At 68.1% G+C, this 17,256-nt stretch carries 20 protein-coding genes and 1 pseudogene; 2 read left to right on the top strand and 19 right to left on the bottom strand.

The annotated features are described in order from the left end of the window. Positions 1-120 precede the first annotated feature (120 nt). The 13 genes from ACFWYS_RS40810 to ACFWYS_RS40750 all read right to left on the bottom strand — a co-directional run bounded on the left by ACFWYS_RS40810 (position 121) and on the right by ACFWYS_RS40750 (position 10,291). On the bottom strand, positions 121-453 hold the full coding sequence (locus ACFWYS_RS40810; RefSeq protein WP_384780926.1) for an HU family DNA-binding protein: 333 nt from the start codon (positions 451-453) through the stop codon (positions 121-123). 275 nt (positions 454-728) lie between these two features. Next, the gene (locus ACFWYS_RS40805; protein WP_384780923.1) at positions 729-1,475 is read right to left on the bottom strand and encodes a hypothetical protein; all 747 of its coding nucleotides are present in this window, start codon (positions 1,473-1,475) and stop codon (positions 729-731) included. A 592-nt stretch (positions 1,476-2,067) separates the two neighbouring features. After that, positions 2,068-3,570: a DNA cytosine methyltransferase gene (locus ACFWYS_RS40800; RefSeq protein WP_384780920.1), complete on the bottom strand. Its 1,503-nt coding sequence runs from the start codon at positions 3,568-3,570 to the stop codon at positions 2,068-2,070. Between the two features lie 180 nt (positions 3,571-3,750). Then, entirely contained in the window at positions 3,751-4,143 is a 393-nt protein-coding gene (locus tag ACFWYS_RS40795; RefSeq protein WP_384780917.1) for a hypothetical protein, read from the bottom strand. Beyond that, positions 4,143-4,769, bottom strand: coding sequence for a hypothetical protein (locus ACFWYS_RS40790; protein ID WP_384780914.1), 627 nt, complete (start codon positions 4,767-4,769; stop codon positions 4,143-4,145). The genes ACFWYS_RS40795 and ACFWYS_RS40790 overlap by 1 nt, the downstream gene beginning before the upstream one ends. An 85-nt stretch (positions 4,770-4,854) precedes the next feature. Continuing rightward, on the bottom strand, positions 4,855-5,139 hold the full coding sequence (locus ACFWYS_RS40785) for a hypothetical protein (protein WP_384780911.1): 285 nt from the start codon (positions 5,137-5,139) through the stop codon (positions 4,855-4,857). A 73-nt stretch (positions 5,140-5,212) separates the two neighbouring features. Next, a complete protein-coding gene (locus tag ACFWYS_RS40780; protein WP_384780908.1) occupies positions 5,213-6,151 on the bottom strand; it encodes a helix-turn-helix domain-containing protein in 939 nt (312 codons plus the stop codon). 92 nt (positions 6,152-6,243) lie between these two features. Next, entirely contained in the window at positions 6,244-7,377 is a 1,134-nt protein-coding gene (locus ACFWYS_RS40775; RefSeq protein WP_384780905.1) for a PD-(D/E)XK nuclease family protein, read from the bottom strand. Then, on the bottom strand, positions 7,374-7,964 hold the full coding sequence (locus ACFWYS_RS40770) for a hypothetical protein (RefSeq protein ID WP_384780901.1): 591 nt from the start codon (positions 7,962-7,964) through the stop codon (positions 7,374-7,376). The genes ACFWYS_RS40775 and ACFWYS_RS40770 overlap by 4 nt, the downstream gene beginning before the upstream one ends. Positions 7,965-7,981: 17 nt before the next feature. Further along, positions 7,982-8,947 carry a recombinase RecT gene (locus ACFWYS_RS40765; protein WP_384780898.1) on the bottom strand — a complete coding sequence of 322 codons (966 nt, stop codon included), beginning with the start codon at positions 8,945-8,947 and terminating at the stop codon, positions 7,982-7,984. Positions 8,948-8,975: 28 nt separating this feature from the next. Further along, a complete protein-coding gene (locus tag ACFWYS_RS40760) occupies positions 8,976-9,320 on the bottom strand; it encodes a hypothetical protein (protein WP_384780895.1) in 345 nt (114 codons plus the stop codon). Positions 9,321-9,425: 105 nt separating this feature from the next. Beyond that, the gene (locus ACFWYS_RS40755) at positions 9,426-9,608 is read right to left on the bottom strand and encodes a hypothetical protein (protein WP_384780893.1); all 183 of its coding nucleotides are present in this window, start codon (positions 9,606-9,608) and stop codon (positions 9,426-9,428) included. A gap of 113 nt (positions 9,609-9,721) precedes the next feature. Continuing rightward, positions 9,722-10,291, bottom strand: coding sequence for a hypothetical protein (locus ACFWYS_RS40750; protein WP_384780890.1), 570 nt, complete (start codon positions 10,289-10,291; stop codon positions 9,722-9,724). Between the two features lie 392 nt (positions 10,292-10,683). Between ACFWYS_RS40750 and ACFWYS_RS40745 the strand changes: the two genes are divergently transcribed. Then, complete coding sequence (locus tag ACFWYS_RS40745; RefSeq protein ID WP_384780887.1) at positions 10,684-11,010, top strand: hypothetical protein; 327 nt, start codon at positions 10,684-10,686, stop codon at positions 11,008-11,010. A 289-nt stretch (positions 11,011-11,299) separates the two neighbouring features. Here the strand turns inward: ACFWYS_RS40745 and ACFWYS_RS40740 are convergent, their stop codons facing one another. Next, positions 11,300-11,545 carry a hypothetical protein gene (locus ACFWYS_RS40740; protein WP_384780884.1) on the bottom strand — a complete coding sequence of 82 codons (246 nt, stop codon included), beginning with the start codon at positions 11,543-11,545 and terminating at the stop codon, positions 11,300-11,302. Between the two features lie 330 nt (positions 11,546-11,875). Beyond that, a pseudogene (locus ACFWYS_RS40735) lies at positions 11,876-12,796 on the bottom strand (peptidoglycan-binding protein); the annotation flags it as partial. 305 nt (positions 12,797-13,101) lie between these two features. Between ACFWYS_RS40735 and ACFWYS_RS40730 the strand changes: the two are divergent. Then, the gene (locus tag ACFWYS_RS40730) at positions 13,102-13,806 is read left to right on the top strand and encodes a DUF6082 family protein (protein ID WP_384780881.1); all 705 of its coding nucleotides are present in this window, start codon (positions 13,102-13,104) and stop codon (positions 13,804-13,806) included. 35 nt (positions 13,807-13,841) lie between these two features. Here the strand turns inward: ACFWYS_RS40730 and ACFWYS_RS40725 are convergent, their stop codons facing one another. Genes ACFWYS_RS40725 through ACFWYS_RS40710 form a run of 4 tightly spaced genes read right to left on the bottom strand, consistent with a single transcriptional unit; the run spans position 13,842 to position 17,256 of the window. Beyond that, positions 13,842-14,279 carry a hypothetical protein gene (locus ACFWYS_RS40725; RefSeq protein ID WP_384780878.1) on the bottom strand — a complete coding sequence of 146 codons (438 nt, stop codon included), beginning with the start codon at positions 14,277-14,279 and terminating at the stop codon, positions 13,842-13,844. Continuing rightward, positions 14,280-15,386: a hypothetical protein gene (locus ACFWYS_RS40720; protein WP_384780875.1), complete on the bottom strand. Its 1,107-nt coding sequence runs from the start codon at positions 15,384-15,386 to the stop codon at positions 14,280-14,282. After that, positions 15,386-16,312, bottom strand: a complete 927-nt coding sequence (locus tag ACFWYS_RS40715; RefSeq protein ID WP_384780872.1) for a hypothetical protein — start codon at positions 16,310-16,312, stop codon at positions 15,386-15,388. The genes ACFWYS_RS40720 and ACFWYS_RS40715 overlap by 1 nt, the downstream gene beginning before the upstream one ends. Before the next feature lie 11 nt (positions 16,313-16,323). Continuing rightward, positions 16,324-17,256 carry a hypothetical protein gene (locus tag ACFWYS_RS40710; protein WP_384780869.1) on the bottom strand — a complete coding sequence of 311 codons (933 nt, stop codon included), beginning with the start codon at positions 17,254-17,256 and terminating at the stop codon, positions 16,324-16,326.

The raw sequence follows: 17,256 nt of genomic DNA, 5'->3' as shown, positions 1-17,256 counted from the left end.
CCCGGCCCCCCCCCCGGGGGGGGGTGCTTCCACCCCGCGCGCCCCCGGGGTGTTCATCGGGCGGCCCGCGGGGCGGCCCCCCCCGGGGCGACCCCGGGGGCGGCGACCTGGTGTGCGGGGTTACGGGCGGGACGTCTTGGGGTCCTTGAGGATGCAGTTGCCGGACTCGGGCAGCGGCCGGCGCTGCGTCAGCAGGTCCTGGAACCGCGCGCCGGGGCGGAACTTCACGGCGCGGGAGGCAGCGACCGTCACCGTGGCACCGGTCTGCGGGTTGCGTGCCTTGCGTGCCGGACGGTGCCGGGGGGTGAGAGAGCCGAAGCCGGTGACGGAGACGGGGTCGCCCGCGACGACGGCGCGCACGATGACGTCGAGAACGGTCTCCACGGCTTCGGTCGGCGAGAGGTGTCGGCCTCCCTTGGCGGCGACGGCCTGGATGAGCTGGGCTTTGTTCACTGGTTTCCCTTCATTTCACATACAGAGCTGAGTAGTTGGGGTGCCGGGTGGACCTGGACGGGGAGGGCGAGCCATGCGATGGGCAGGGCATGGAGGCCGAAGCCTGGATCGCCTTCCAGGGCGGTCGCATTGAGCGCAGCGCCCTCATCCACTGAGTTCTCTTCTATCAGTTTCAAAAATGCCACCTATCTCTGGGGAAAGGTCAGGCAGGGGTGCGCAGGAGGGGACCACCGGCGCTGAGCACCACCGACAGCGGCAGTGCGGCTCCGGACGGGTCAGCGGAGACGGCCATCGGCTCCTGCCCGGGCGCGGGACGGGCGACGATGCGCCACACCTATCCCCCACCGGTGCACGTAGCCGGCCCCCACTTCGTAGGGCAGTCCCTCGTGCAGGAACCACCGCGTGCGCAAAGACGTGGTCCAGCCGTCCAGCGGTTTCCCGTCCGGCCCTTCGGCGAACTGGGGCAGGTGCAGGCCGATGAAGTCCTGGCCCGAGGTGATGATGAACGCCGCCGCCCTCGCTGCAGGCCAGATCTCGATGTCCTGGCCTGCAGCCTCCCACAGGGCGAGATCTTCGGAGCTGATCTGTACCGGGCGCGGCATGGCCAGCGGCGGGCGCGCCTCCCGGCGCACGATGTCCCGCCAGGGCAGCTCGGGCGCATCAGTGGGGACGGGCATGGTGATCTGCGCAGGGCCCTCGGCGAAGCGCAGCAGCGGGCGGCCACTGTCGAGGGTGTGCTCCACATGGACGCGCTCGGAGGTGTCCAGCCAGGCGCGCAGGGCGATGGCCTCGTCGTAGTCGACAGGGGCCGTCCAGTGCGCGGTGTTCTCGATCGGCGCGCGGGCGACGGCGAGCGTGCGCGCTCCGGCGCCGACGGCGTGGAGCCAGCCGCGGGGGCATTCGAGAACGACTACGTCCAGGCCGTCGGTGTCGCGGCCGCGGAGGTGGTGCGGGGCGATTTTGTCGAGGATGGCGGACAGGTCCTCCGCCTTGATCGTGAACACGTCTCTCTGTCTCTCCAAGAAGGGTTGGAAGGGGTATTCATGAGCCGGAGGCGCGCTTTCGCTCGCGTCGGCGAGCCTGGTCAAGCCGTCCGGCTTCCCGGCACAGGGAGCAAGCCGGTTCACCGCGTCGGTTGTGGGCGCGGGCCCCTGCCGGAGTGCCGTGCGTGATAGGTGCAGCGCCTTCCTTCAGTTCGCCAGGGTGGGCGCCCTCGCAGGTGGCGCGGACTTCGCCGTCGAGCCACAGCCGTCCGCCGCAGATCCCGTCGAACCGGGAGCCGCGCGGCTTGACCAGTGCAATGCACTGCGCCCGGAAGGGGCACGCCTGGCAAACGGCAAGCAGCCTGCGCGTCTCCGCCGTGCTGAGTGAGTCCGCGGTCACGTCGCCGGGAGTGAAGCGCGCGTCCCCGGCGCACCGTGCCTCGCTGGCCCACCCAGGGCCGCTCATCCGATCTCCGTTACGGCTATGGGGTCGGCGGCAGCGGCATCAGACGCCACGCCTTGTGGATACGGTGCCGCTCGGCGTCGAGCTCTTCCCGCTGCTGGGCGAGGACGCCCAGCTGATCGGATATGGCAGGGGTCATGACGGTGTTCTCCTTCTCCTGGGGGTGGGTCAGGCCAGGACCGGTATGAGGCACTCGCCGAAGAAGCGGGCGACGCTGACGGTCACGGCCTGTCCGGCCTGATGGGTCACTTCGGCCTTGTTGCCGACGGGCTCGAACGTGTCGGGGAACCGCTGTGCCCAGAGCTGCTCGCGTGGCTGGAGCATGCGGAAGTAGCAGTCCTCGATCGCGGGCGCGTTGTGCACCACGGCCGCCGAGTCACGGGTGGCCATGGTGTGCAGGGGCTCGCCAACGGTCTTCGGCGTGTTGCCCTTGCGGTAGGGGATGACGAGCGTGTTGCGCTCGCGCTCCCGCACGGCCCCGTCCGGCACGACAAGACCGTGATGGCGGGCCGTGGCCAGTGTGCTGAGCGGGTTGGTCACCGGTGCGGCGTCGCAGTTGTTGCGGAACTCCACGATGAACGGGGCCGGATCCAGGGTCACCAGAGCTTCGCTCTCCCGCGTGGTGCGGGTGCGCATCGGCCCCTCCACCGGATACGCGGTGTCGTTCCACGAGCCTCCGACCGGTACGAGTAGGGCTTCGCCCTGCTTGCCCGTCCTCGTCGGCAGGGGGCGATCGTGCGGAGCGAAGGCCCGGTCGGTGCCGTCCTTGCCGTGGGTGAGGGTGATGACACTGGGCTCGAAGGGGTACTTCGCCCGTCCGGCTTCGATGCGCCGCATCGTGTTCGGCACCAGCGGCCGATCCCGGTCACCGATCCGTGTGCCGATGTCGTCCCACATGATGATGTCGGACGCGGGGCGCACATAGGGCTCGACCAGGGCATGACCGCAGCTGGTCCTGGGGCACCGGTAGTCGTACTGCTGGCCGTACTTGCCGACCTTGACCTTCGGGTTGCGCCAGCTCTGCCGGGCCTTGACGTCACGCCCGCACGAGAAGCAGTACGCCCGCGGCCGAGGTGCCAGATCCGGGCGGCGCACGCTCTTGAGCGTGAACACGATGTACACCCGGTCGCGCCACTGGGGGGCGTACGGGTTGGTGTCGGAGCCGATGTGCGCGGAGGACACGGAAACGATCTGAACGCGGTAGCCCAGCTTCCTCATGGACCTGATCCATTCCGGGAAGAACGGCCAGTCCGTGACGAACTCCACGACGTTCTCGACTACGACGCACGGAAACTTCTTGACCGCCGCCGCGCCCAGGACGCACCACGCGGTGGCGCGGGTCATCTCGAAGGCTTCCGGGGGTAGTTCGCGCCATTGCTCCTCTTCCTCGAAGAGGGCTTCCTGCGCAGGATCGGGCGGGCGCCTGCGTCCGCCGGCGGGGCTGATCTCGGTACAGATGACCGACGCCCACAAGATCTCTGCCATCGGCAGCCAGCGCATCGGGTAGTTGCGCAGATCGGCAACCCGCCCGGTGGCGCCGGGGAGGTTGAGCTCGAAGGTGTCGATGGCGGTTTGCCAGTGATTGATGCCGAGGAGGATGTCGAATCCGGCCTCCTTCAAGCCGAGGGCATCTCCGCCTGCTCCGCAGAGGAGGGATATGGCACGGGGCAATGGGGGTGTCTCCAGGAAAGCGGGGCCGCCCGGCCCGGCGGTGGGGCCGGGCGGCCGTGGTCAGGGTTGTTCAGGAGCGCAGAGCGCGTGGTGGTGGCGGCTGTCTTCGATACCGAGGGCGATGAACGCCGTGAGGCCGAGGAGTAGAAGGATCAGCAGCCAGGTCACCGGCCGCGCTCCTTAACGGCCATGGCGCCAGCCGTTGATGTACGCGCCGACCTCCTCGGCGAGAGGTTCGAGGGACATGTCGCCCGGCGGTTCGCCCTCGCCGGTCGTGGTGTCGTAGATGACCTTGGCTGTGCCGTGGGTGTTGTCGATGTGCTGGGCCTGCCAGCCGCCGAGCTTGCTGCGGTCGCTGTGCCAGTCCAGCGATGTGCGGCCTGTGATTGCGACGTACTGCTCGCCGTCGTCCGTGAGCGGGACGACGATGCTCAGCTCGTTGCCGGGCCAGTCCACGTCGACCTCCGTGCAGTGCTGTTCGAGGGCCTCGATGACGTCGGCGTACAGCGCGCGGGCCTTGGCCTTGTCGGCCTGGCGCAGGATCTGGACGGCGCTGAGGTAGTGGAGAGCCATCACGCGCCCTCCGTCTCAGTACTGCGTGCGACGCGGAGGGCGGCGATGTAGCCGTCCTTCTCCAGTACGGCGAGGGGGTAGCCGTCCTGCTCGGGCCGTTCCCAGACGCGCTGGTATCCCTCGGCGGCCATCAAGTGCCGGCACCACTCGAAGTAGCGGGCGACGGCCATCCCGGGCGTCTCGCTTGCTCCGCCCTGGGTGGTGTTGAGGCCGTACGGAGCGCAGTAGGTGGCCGATGTGGTCAGTCGGTACTGGGGCCGAGGGGCGTTCAGGGTGTCGATGCGCGCGAACATCGGCAGCAGGCCCGCGTGGCAGTGGCGCTGTGGGCCGCCGGGCACGGAGTCGTACAGGACGGTGTGGCGTCCGGGGTTGTCGATGTCCCGGCGTATGACGCGCCAGCCGGTCACCTCGGCGGGGTCGGCGGGCAGTCCGTGTTCGGTGGCGACGACCAGTTCGGTGCCGTCGCCGATATCGGCGCGGATGACGAACTCGTCGGTGAGGTCGACGTCGCTGATCCAGCCGAGGTAGCGAAGCGGGGTGATGACGTGCCAGTAGCTGCGGAAGAGCTGCTGCCACAGCGGGTCGGCCCGAAGAGCGTGGTCGGGCAGTGCCGCGAGGGTGGTCATGTGGTCTCCAAGAGGGGTATTGCCGGGCGCACGTTTCAAGTTGCACCGATTTGAAAAATGCAACCTATTTTGGATTGCGTTGAGTTCAGTGCACAGCGGGGAGTTCGCGGGAGCCGAGGATCTGCACCGCCCACATCCGCCCGTCGCGCGTGACGGCGCAGCCGACGGGGCGGCCCCGGTAGGGCAGGACGAAGGCCGAGCCCTGCTCGCGCTTAGCGATCGAGGCGGTCAGTTCGTGCACCCCGGCGGAGGCGCACCCAATGGAGCAGTACAGGCCTTCGCCGAGGACGGGTGTCGCGTGCGGGCCGTGGATGACTTCGGCGACGACGACGAAGGCGTCGGGTGCGGGGTCGAGGGTCGTGGTGGTCATGCAGTCTCCAAGAGGGTCGAGTTCGAAGGGCTTTCGAACTGATACTTATATTTTATTCGCATGCACCGGGGCGTCAATGATCGTCTATCTCTGAACTCGCCTCCCCATCAGGAGAGTTGTGTCGTGTACGCGCCGCGCGGGCCAGCTCCCGCGCCCGCCGGCGGGCCGTCTCCAGCGCCTGGGGGTCCGTCTCGGCCACACGGCGCCGCTGCTCGGCGAGGAAATCCCGCAGCCACTGCTCCTGCGAGGCGTGCTCGCGTGCAGCAGCCTCCCGCCGCGCCTGATCGCGGCCGGCCCGCGGGTTCGTCGCACACCCCCGGCAGTTGCCGACCGGCACCGGATGCTTCGGGCAGCCGGGCGGCGGCTCACCCTCGGCCTGCCCATCCCGGTTTCCAGCCGAGCCCTCCGTGGGGGTAGGGGGAGAAGGAAGGATGTAGGAAGGAGAAGGAAGAGAAGGGGTTTCCCCAGGGAAACCCTCTCGGTTGCCCTGGGGAAACCCACTGGGTTTCCCTGGGGCAACCCTCTCCAGCCCGGCTTCAGGGTTTCCCTGGGGAAACCCTCCTTCGTGCTGTTCTCCTGCCGCGGCACGCACTTCGTCCCGCTCGGCCACGTCCTCCTGGGTGCGGGCTGCCGCCGACGGCTTGCGCCGCGGCACCTTCCGGGCCAGCCGCGGATTCGTCGGTGCACGCCGCGCCACACTGCGCCACTCGATCAGCTCCTCGGTCGACGGAATCGGGGGCACGCCATGCGGGAACACCCTGTACTCGGCGCGCCGCCCTATCCGGCCGACCTCGCTGCGCTCTACCAGGCCGAGACCGACGAGCTCCGTGACGACCCTGATGACCTGCTTCTCGCCCACACATGCCCAGGCCATCATCCGCTCCAGGCCCGGACGTGCCAGGCGCGTCTGGTCGTCGGCAGAGTCCGCGATCTTCATCAGGACGAGCTTCTGCGTTCTGTTGATCACCTCCTTGGGCAAGTAGGCCGCCACCACCATCAGTTGGATGCTCACCGGCACCTCTTTCGTGTTCCGTCCGAGTCGACTCGGGCCGCACTGGGGTAGGGGCAGGACCATCGCGGCCCTGCCCCTATCGGAGGCGCGGGTCAGGTCCTGGTGCGCGCGGTGACGTTGATGCTCACCGCGGTGCGCCGCTCATGGTCGAGCCGCTGCGGCACGGGGATGCCGGCCGCTCTCAGCTGTGCCTTCATCACCGCGGTATCGGGGCCCATGGGCACGGTCAGCCCGGCCTGCCGGTAGAGCGCGACCATGGCGTCGATGTCGTCGACCTTGGACGGATTGCCGCCGCTCCACGACAGCACGTTGCCTCCGTACACGCCCTCCGCAGACCCGTCGAGCTGGGCGCGCAGATCCTTCTGCCGCTCCTTGAGCGGCTTGATCTGCTCGGATACCTCGACGTACTCGGCCAGCGCCTGTTCCCGCTCGGCGTCGTCGTGGATGAGCATGCTCTGCGGGCGTTGACCGGCGACGGCCGGGCCCCAGCAAGCCGTCTTGAAGGGGCAGTTGTCGCAGATCGCGGACAGGCCCGGCCCGGAGAAGGTGCGTGGCAAGTCCTCGGGCGTCTCGGCGGCGCGCACCTGCTCCACCCACCAGCGCGCGCCCTGCGCCCGCTCGGCATGGAAGGGCATCTCCTGGACGTGGTCCTCACCCGAGTCGCGGTTGAGGAACCGGAACCGGACGCGGCCCACGGGCAGCGGGCCGAGACGGGCGAGCTGGCGCTGACCGTCGATGTCGGCGAACCCTTCAGTGCGCAACAGGTCGGCGTAGAGCAGGACTTGGCGCAGCTCGGCTTCGCTGGCCCCATACCGCACGATGGAGTCCCACTGGAAGGGGCTCTTGGTCTTGACGTCCTCCACAGTCAGCTCCTCGGCCGGGAGGCTCGGGCGCAGCCGCTTTGGCAACCGGGCCGCGGTACGGCCATCGAGCTGGACGGCATCGATGTGCCCGCGGATGGTGTCGTCCTCGACGCGGCGTTCGATGATCCAGCCGTACTCCTGGCGGACGGCGTCGAGCGCGCCTTCGTGCAGCCAGGTGCCGAGGATCGCCTTGCGCTTCTCGCCGACGTCGGTCGGCGTGCGGCCGTGCAGGAGGTATCCGGCGCGCCGTGCGCACACGGTGTCGCTCGCGCCGATCTTCGTCTGCCGGGAGCGGGGGCGGCGTGCGTCGGCCGCGTGGGCTGCGGGCCACAGGCTGACGGGCCGTTCCTGGACGAGGGTCACTGCTGCGCTCCCACCTGGCCGGTTGCCACGGCAGCTGCCGACTGCGGCCAGACGGCCCGGCAGAACAGCTCCAGCGCCTCCGGGATGGCACCGCCGAGCCGCTCGCCACCGGCAAGTGCGTGCCCGACGGCGGGTGTGGCCATGCCGTCGCTGAGCCGGTCGGCGGTCACGAGGTACTGCTGGCCCTGTCGGTCGACGACGTTGATCCACCGCTGTTCGATCCGCCCGGGGATGTCCTCGTTGCGGGGAGTGGAACCTCCGGCCATACGGCGGCGTATGGCTTCGGCCGCCTGAGGGCTGGTGTCAGGACTGATGCTGAACCCCTCGCTGCGCAAAGCCAGGGCGACCGTGTCCGCTTCGGCCGCGATCGTCGTAGTGCGGGTGGCCCTTGCCGACGCGACGATCACCTCTGCGGGATGGAACAACTCCCACAACAGGTCCGGGATGGGCAGCGGCTGCACGCTCACACCGGTATCGCTGTGGCGCTTGAAGACGAGGATCTCCGGCATCTCGTCCCAGTCGGTTCGTGCCGACAGGGACGCTCGGGCAACGGTCAGTATCTGGCACTGCAGGTCTGTGCTGTTCATGATCTTTCCCCCGTGGTTCAGGACATGGCTGACGGCTTACCGGCGGAGCCGGCCGTCTTCTTGCCCGTGGCCCGCTGACGGCGCGCAGCAGGCTTGCCGCCCGCCTCCGGTCCACCCGGCTCGCTCTTCGGCCGGGCCGGGGTGCGCTTGCGTGGCTGGGGCTGTTTCTCCTCCGCGGCCGCGCCTTCGGACGGCTCGGCATCGCTCCCGGGCTCGCTCGCCTCAAGGCCGGCCGCCTCGCGCAACCTGCGGGTGGCCTCATCTGAGGCTCCGGCCACGACTTCGGCGTCAGCCTGAGCCATCTCCTCGTCCACATACACGCCGGACAGGTCCTGCGGGGCGGCCATCCGCAGGGAGCCCGCCTCGGCGCATTTGCGCAGCATGTGGGAGCCCATCTGCCGCCACATCTTGGCGACGACGTACTTGCTCTGCTTGGCGTCCCAGTACTCCGGGGCGAACTCGCTCCAGCGCGCGATGAACGGGAAGCGGCTCGCTCCCCGGAGCACGGTGACCTTCACGGCCGACGGCGGAACCGGTGCCAGCCACACGTCGTGGGCGGTGCCGTCCGCGTCGTAGTAGACCGTGTCCTCGTAGGAGATGCGCTCCCCGGTCCGCTCGGCAGCCCGGTGGGCGATCGCGCGGAAGCCGTCGATGCCGGTCTGGATGGTCCAGTTGACCGGGTTGTCCTCACGGTCCTCGCCCTTGTTCTTGCGGCCGATCATGTAGATCTGGCGGGCAAACGGGTCGAGACCGGAGCGCACGCAGTAGTGGAAGAACACCGCCAACTGCGCGCGGGGCGCCTGCTGCAGGCCGGGGCTGATCAGCGCCAGGGCAGCCACCTGGCGGGCGGAGAACTCCGCTTGGTCCGCGCGCAGCACGATCGCGCTCTGGGCGACGGCCTGTTCGGGCAGTGTCCCCACAGCAGCCGGTGCGCGGTCATCCTGTGCGGTGTCGAGGGCTGGTTGTTCGGTTGGTTGGTTCATTGGGTCGTTGGTCTCCAAGAGGGGTGGTTCAGTCGGTCCGTAGAGCGCGGACCTCGAACGCGGGGGTCCACTCCGGGTGGCGCTCGATGAGCAGCCGCACGTAGCGGGAGCGGAAGTTGTTGTTGAGGCGGAACTCGTCGCCTTCGGTGGCCGTGGCGTAGCGCCAGCGCAGGACCTCGAACAGCATCCCGATGCCGACACGGGTGGCGCCGCGCCTGAGGTAGTCGGCGGTCAGGCTCTCCAGCGCACGCAGCACCCACGGGTTGAGCCGGTGGAACGCCTCGAACTGCGCCTGGATCGTCGCCGCCTGGCCGTCAGGCAGCCGCACGGTCTGGATCACCAGGCCCGGAATCTCGTCCTGGACGGCCCCCATAACCCCACCTCATCGCGACAGGTTTCAAGAATGCAACCTATCTTGGGGGTTAGGTGCCGGATGATCAACCCCACTTACGACATGCGCGACTTCACTCCGCCACAGTCAGGCCGGGGTTGCACCCTCGACCAGGTCCTCCATGCGCACCTCCCGCTCCTCGTTGACGCGGGAGACGTCTGCAAGCAGGCGGACAGTGAGAGCGGAGTCAGATTCCTTCACTACGCAATGCGGCTGCGCCAGCCCCATGAGCAGGACCTCTTCCGCCTTCAATGACGGCAACGCAGCCACCAGTCGATGCGTCCACAGACTGCACGATTACCTCCTATGCGAACCGGATGCCCCCGAAAGGGGATACGTATATCTTATTCGCATAAAGGCTCTGCGTACAGTGTTTACGCAGGTCATAGGCTCTTCCGTGCGTGTCGTCCCCGTGTCAGGACCTTCGAGCCGGGCCCGTCGTACGTGCCGCCACGCAGGGCGGCGACCACGGCCTCGTCGACCTGCCACGGCAGGGTGCGGGCGCTCGCACGCAGCTCAGGCACCGCCTCCAGCACCGTGTCCAGCAGCCACAGCGGCGATCCCGACAGCTCCCAGTCGGGGTCCGGGAAGCGGCCGGTGGCAAGAGACGTGGCGAGATTGCCCTGCGAGGGCAAGTGGAACAGCTGGATGATCTCCTGCTGGCCGACGATCGCGGGCAGTTCGTCACCCAGGTCGGCCTCCCACCCCTCGCCCTGCTCGGCGATGAGCCGCTGCTTGACCTCCACGTCGACCTGCTTGAACCGCGGGGTGGTGGTGCCGTAGCGGGCCGCGAAGGCCAGGGGCCAATACCGCACGCCCGACACAACGATGGCGGTGGCCGGGTCCAAGGCATTCCTGCTCGGGCTCAGCCACTGCCCCACCATGGCCGGCTCGACCCGGTACAGGGCAGCGAACTCCTGGTGACCCACCAGATACGGCTTGAGCCGATGCATCGTTCCGTTCTCCGCCTTCTCATCGCGCGTGCCGACGGAAGAGTAGCGGCAGCAGGCCATGGGCCTGTGAAGTGGACGTTGCTATCGTGGACCATCGGTCTTCCAAGAGGCCTCCGTGGCCCCCCGCTTCGTCGGGGGGCCACTTGCCTTCTACGCTTCACGCTACGCGCGCGGGCTTCGCCACGCTTCCAGCTGGGTGTGGCACTCTCAACAAGCTATGGGTGAGCCAATCCAACTCTGTGTGCCAGCCGTTGCATGGGCTTCTCTTTGACGCCTCGAAGCGGTCTGGCTCGGCGCACTCCGACATGCGCCCCCAGCCTGCGACGCCTACGGTGGAAGTGGGTACGCCCGATCTTGTCCGGCAGCCGCCCGTCATCTGGAGGCGTGTCATCGTGGCGACAATCGACTTCTGGGGGCCGTATTTCTTCGATATGGGGGCTCAAGGTCTTCCGACCGGTGGGGCAAAGACCGTCTCATTCGCTCCGGTCAGTACTTTCGACGGAACTGTCACGGCTACAGCCCATCCGGACACCACCTCACCAAGTGGCACGGCTCACGACAAAACCGCTGTGTGGGCGCAAGAGGCCTACATCCAAAACATCCCCCATGTTCAGGGTGACCTCGTCTCCCATGAATACGTCCTTTGGGTGACCATGACCAACACGGGCGCAGCCACCGTCCGGTACATCACCCTGTGGATCTCTCTGGTCAAGCCGTGAAGGAGATTTCAATGCTTTTGACGGTGGTCCACGACCAGGCGGGGAACATCGTGGGTGCGGTGGCCCATCCTCCGGGTACCGCCCCGCCAGCGAGCCCGCGACTGGAATCTGGGCAATATGTTGCGGACATCGATGTGCCAGAAATTACGGCAGACCTCGAACCATCCGCAGTATTCGAGCGACTGACACAGGTAGTCAGTGACTATCGCGTTGAAGTAGGCGCCGACACAACCAGTCTGGTCCAGAAGTAAAGCGTCATCGCTCGCACCGGCACTGAGCTGGCCACCACTCAGCCCCGGATCACCCCGAACACCGTCAACGCCACCGCAGTGACGGTGGCAAGGACAGCGATGGTTGGCAGCGGCCACCTCCCCTTCTCCAGGGAGGCAACCCGTTGCTCCAAGTCCTCGACGGCCTTGTCTGTTTGGTCACTGCGCTGCACGAGTAGCGCCAGCTGCCCGTCGATGCGGGCAAGGCCGACTTCCAGGGCGCTGCGCAGCTCCGCGAGAGCCAGCGCGATCTCTCCCTCGGGCACGGATGCCTCCTTATCTTCTGCTGCGCGTCAGTACTTGGGGGTGGCCGGGTCATGCTGGCTCGACAGCCAGGATGCCGTGCCGACCCGTCCGAGGACCGTGCCGAGCGTGGACTTCAGTGCCGACAGGCCTGCGGGGATCGCGGCAACGGCTGCTGCCTGCCACGCGGAGAGCGACACCAGATCGGTGGTGCTGGAGGCAGCCATCAGGCCCAGGAGCGACTGAACGTAGGTGGCGATAGTCCGCTCCGCTATATCAGCGAGGGCCTGCGGCATGGGGTCGTGCTCCTGTTCCGGGGCGGTAGCCGTCGGATCGGTCGTGCCAGCTGCGCGCGGCACGCGCAGAGCCGCCCACGTCTGCGGGCCGGGGACTCCGTCAGCTGCAGCACCGTGGTGCCCGCGCTTGATCTGGTAGGCGGCGTACGAACGGCGGTGCGCGTCGTTCCACACCGGGCCGGGCGGGGTGTCGTAGGAGTCGCAGCCTTCCGCGATCAGCCGCTTCGCCATCGCCTCGATCACCGGTGACGACCGGCCGTCGCGGAAGAAGTCCCTGCCGGGGTACGCGGCGTACGTCGTGACCGGCTTCGGCCTGGGCTTCGGTTTCGGCTCAGGAGTGGGCTTCGGCTTCGGCTTGGGCTTGGGCTTGTCCGGCGTCTCGCCGTCGTCCTTGAGGTAGCGGGCGACGCGGGCGCGGAAGTCGTCCATGTCGATGCCGCCCGGGTCCGGCTTACCCGGCTTCCACTCCTTGTGGCCGATGACGCTGTGCTCGTTCCAGCCGTGGGCCCGGCAGACGGCGGCGGCAGCGCGGGCCATCGCGTCCAACTGCGCGGAGGGCCACATCTGGTTGCCGGTGTTGATGCACTCGAAGCCGTAGAAGTGCCGGTTGCCGTCGGTGTCGGCCTCGTTGTCCCGTGAGAGGGTCTTCTTCTCCGCGATGACGGCGAGCAGCACATCGGTGTCGCCCATGCCGGCGTGATTGGCCCTGCCGTACCCGACCAGGTGGATCGTCCCGGACCGGTCGATCACGCCGTGGCACAGAGGGCCGGGGAGGTCCTGGTAGCCGACGCGGCACAGCTCCACCATGTCGGCCTCGGACGAGTACGCGCCAGTGTGGTGGATCATCACCCCGTTCACGGGGCCCCAGTTGCCGTGGGTGTTTCGGTTGTGGGTGCGCCACGTTCGGTGCTCGACGACACCGAGGCCCGCGCGCTTCAGCACGGACAGAAACCTGTCCGCGCTCAACGGAGTTGCCACGCTCGCTTCGCATTCTCCCCTGCGCCGTTTGACAGTCGGCCGAGCCCACTGCTGCGGACTGGTCCCTCGGGAGGTGTCAGCGAAGACTGGGCCGGAGGGTCGGCCCGTGAACATGCTAACGCTGCAGTGATCTCCAAACATGCGGAGACCTCAACTCCACCTCTGAATACCGAAGTTGGAGGAATGACTTCATGACCGATGGGACAAGATGCGCGCACGGGCCGAAGTCTGAAGACAGCTCGCCCAGGTCGCGGATCTTCCGAATCGGGGGCTCAGTCCTTCAAGGCCGGCGAAGTGAGGTCAGGATGTCTGAAAGCAAGAAAGATCCGAAGCGGTCCCGGGTGTTCGTCCATGTGGGCGTCGCTGTCCTGGCGACGCTGATCATCGCAGCTGTCCTATGGGGCCCATGGATCCTCGACGACCCCTACCTGCGCGATCAGAACGGCAACCTCTCGTCCTCCGCCGGCACCATCATCACCGGCCTTCGCACCTCAATCGTCGCGCTGGCGGCTGCCACCATCGCCGCAATTGGGGTTCGGTACACTCATCGCACACTGGAGCACACGCGGGAGAAAGATCTAAGGCAACAGGCAGAGGAAGGCCTCAACCGTTACCGCCAGTTGGTCCATGACCACGACATTGGCTTGCTCCTCAAGGCCGTCGAAAACGATGATGTCGCGGATGCAATCGATACGTACGCCGTATCATTCTCTGCCGAGGATCGCCGCAAGATAGTCGTGTGCGATGCCCAGTACAAAAACGTGTTGCTGGCCTATCGTGGCGGAGTGATGCCCTTGGACGAATTCATCGGCCGAGTGCGGGCTTTGCTGCAGAATCACTACTTCCAAATGTACTGGGATGCCTCTCGCGACCGGCGCCGGAGCCTCCCTGAGGACGCAGTTGAAAGCTCTCTCGGCCTCATTGTGGATCGACTAAAAGCCGAATTGGATGAGTCCTCGGACGAGGAGTGGTGGGCCGTCGGCGCAGAGGAACCCCGTCAAGCGGACTGAGGCTAGATCGCGGCTGGAGGACGCAGACTGTGCCTCTACTCCTCGTCGCCGTCCAGACGGCACGAAGAGCTGTCGAGGCTGAGCCAGGTGGCTTTGACGCTGCCGCCGTCCTGGACGCGCAAGGTCACCTGGCCCTTGGGATCGATGTCGAGGTGAAGTTCGCGGCGCGCCGCATCGGAAGCAACGGGAATCGTGCGAGGTACAGCGGGCCAGAAGCCCTCCGGCAGGAAGGCGATCACGGCTTCATCCACGGCCCGGGTGCCTGGTAGGCCGATCCGTCCACTGAACTCCAGGGTGTTCCACAGGTTGGCGCGGATCTGCGGAGGTTGCGCGGGGTCGGGCACCACCGTGTCTCCGGTGAGCGGCAGGTTGCGCCACGGTGGGTACGGTGCGCGCCGGGCCCGCTCCAGGACACTGACGCGCCGCTCCAGGGCGGCCATGCGGCGTGCGAGCTCGGCGATCGTGTCCGGCATCTACGCCTCCTCCGTCTCGTCGCCGTTCTCCTCTGGTTTGAGGGTGCGTTCCAGCTGCAGCGTCACGCGCTCGGGGGTCTCGCCTTCGCCGGGGCGTACGGTCCAGCCGGTGATGCGGTTCCAGCCGTCGTAGGCGGTGTGCGGTTCGTGCAGGCGGATGCGGACGTCATCGCCGACACGCAGCGCCTCGATGGGGGCGGCGGGATGATCGGTGATCTCCATCTCGGTGAGGGTCGGCAGGATCTGCCGGGCCAGCCGCTCGCGGCGAGCGCGCTGCCGGAGCTTGGTCGTGTCCTTCTCGCTGGTCTCCAGCTTGTGTTCCAGGCGCAGCCGTCCGTTGCGTTCGCCGTCGACCACGACCTTGCGCCTCGCGCCTTCGCCGGCGCCGAGACCGATGACCCACTGGGCGTAGGAGTCGGCGTCCTTGAGGATGTGGGGTTGGCCGGTCACGTTGGCGCCGGTGGTGAAGGTCAGATCCTCGCGGCGGCGGCCGAGGCGGGGGGCGCCCAAGACGATGCGGCGCTCGGTGTGGCGCCCGCGCCAGGTGACGGTCTCGGTCCATTCCAGGCCGTCATCGATGTCGGCCATCTCGTCAACGATCTCGCCCAGGTTTCGGGGGTCCGCCTTGGAGGTGGTGTAGGGGTCCTTCGCGGTGCCGGTCTTCGCCGTCGACTTCGTGTCGTCCACGACCACACCGAGATCGCCGTCGGGCTGGTCCTGGGCGTATGACCAGACGTCGCGGATGACCTGGCACGGATCGGCCTCGATGTAGGGGCCGCGGCCGTCGAGGTTGCCGTGCAGATCGAAGCGGCGGTGCAGATAGCTGGTGAATCCTGAGGCCTCGACGGGGAGTCGGGGGCCTTCTGGTTCGGCCCGCCACAGCAGCCCTCCCCACACCAGCCGTGCGTTTCGCTCGACGAGGATCACGGTGTCACCGGCGTCGTCGAGCATGTCGCTCAGCGCCCGGGAGAACGTGGGGTTGAGGGTCGCGTGGAACGAGCCTGGCCCGGACCGCTCGGGACCGAACTCGACCCCGGTCAGCGGCAGGTTCCAGTGCAGGATCTCGCCCGTGGCGGCGCGGGCGAGGATGTAGCGGTAGTCGGCCATCACACCGGGCTTTCGGTGAACGCGATGTCGCAGGTCACGGTGGTGCCCCTGGCAACGGCCAGGTCGCCGCCGCCGTACTTGTCGACCTGGTTGGTCTGCACGGCCAGGTGCTGGCGGGTACCCCGGTAGGCCGGTGGGAGGGTGAACGTGTCGGCGAGCGTGACGCTGCAGCGGCGGGTGGTGGTGCCGTCGTCGTCGACCACGGTGGGTGAGGCGTTGTGTTCGCCCAGGCGGGTGCGGAGTTCGGCGTAGATGTTGCCTGCTTCGGCGCGCAGGCCGGAGAGGGTGACCACGACGGTGGTCTTCGTCGCCCAGGAGGGGATGTCCACGTCCCAGGCGGCTTCCCTGGGCCAGTTCGCCCACTGGCCGTGCGGGGCGGGCACCGGTTCCTGGGCGGTGGGGTGCACGGTGTGCAGGGTCCGCTCGGTACGTGGGTTGGCGAGCCGGCGCAGGTCGGTGATCATGTCGGCGGTGACCGCGGCGGTGTTGCGGGGCAGGGTGATGCGGGCCAGGGGGATGGCGGTCATCCCGCGCAGCACGGTCGGGTCCTGGTCCACGCCCTTGACGAGGTGGAAGTAGCCGATGTCCTCGGTGCGCGGGTCGCGTTCGCCCTCGTATTCGGGGTCCTCGACGCGCAGGACGAGCAGGTCGGTGCGGGCGAACGGCCCGGTCGGAGGGACGTCGACGACCGCGTCGCCGATGTTGCTCTGGGTGTAGGAGCCCTGCCAGGGGTGCACCCCGTGGATGAGGGCCGAACCGTCGCCGACACGGACCCCGGGCCCGGGGGCTTCCAGGGGCTGGACCTTGAGATCCGCGGCTGCGACAACGCCCTGTCGGCCGCGCGCGAGGTCGCGGATCATCAGGCGCATCGCGCGTGCGGAGTGGCGGCCGCCGCGCACCATCATCGGGGGTTGGACAAGGGTCACTGGTGCTCCGTTCACAGGGCGGTGTACGCCGACCGCCACGAGACTTCGAGGCGCGCGGTGCCGGTGGGGTCGTCTCCGCTCCAGCCGATCTCGGAGCGGCCCCGCGGTATGGCGAAGAGGTCGAGGCGGGAGGCTGCGGTGAGGTCGTTCGCGACGTTGACCGTGCCGTTGCGCAGGGCCCAGCAGGTGTTGGGCCGGGTCTCCATCTCCACCCACTCCCCGGCGCGCAGCGACAGGCGCAGTTCGAGTACGCGGCGGGTGACGGTGTTCCAGATGCGCGGGTTGGCGACCGGGCCGTGGATGCGGATGCTGGGCCAGGTCGACACGTTGCCCTGGTTGGTGATCCATCCGGGCCGCTCGCCCGGGGCGGTGTGGCCGCAGGTTTCGGGCGCGCACAGGGTCTGGTCGGCGGTGTTGTCGCGGTCCTTGGGCCTCGCCGCCTGGTCGAGGCCCAACGGCAGCTGCGACAGTTCGTCGTCGTACCAGCGCGGGTCCGTGCCGGCGAACTCCAGGTCGAGCGGGATCCACCCGTTGATCGCCGTGGTGGTGCTGGTGGCTTCCGCGCGCCGCAGGCGCCCGTACATGCGGCGGGTGCGGTGCCCGGGCCAGCGTCCGCGCAGCACATGACGGCCCTCGGGCCGGGTACGGGCGGCAGGGTCGTCGAGGGCCAGTTCCAGGCGGGCCAGCAGATCGGCGGCTGCGGCCGGGTCTCCGGGGGTCTTGATGCCGGCCTCGATGCGCAGGGTGCGGGTGCCGTAGAAGTCCTGGCCGGGGAACGTGCCGTCCCCGGTCGGGTTGTCGACGTCCTGCGGCCTGGTGGCGGGCGAGCCGAGTCCTTCGATGTTCCCGACCGGGATACGGGTGCCGTGGCCGAAGACGAAGCCTTCGATCTCGAACTGCCAAGGGGCCAGTTCGATGCGGGGCTGCTTGGTTGGTGTGGTCAA

The organism is Streptomyces sp. NPDC059010, assembly GCF_042740355.1.
Taxonomy (GTDB): Bacteria; Actinomycetota; Actinomycetes; order Streptomycetales; family Streptomycetaceae; genus Streptomyces.
Note: the sequence above shows the minus strand (reverse complement) of the source record. Positions and strands in the feature narration are given on the sequence as shown.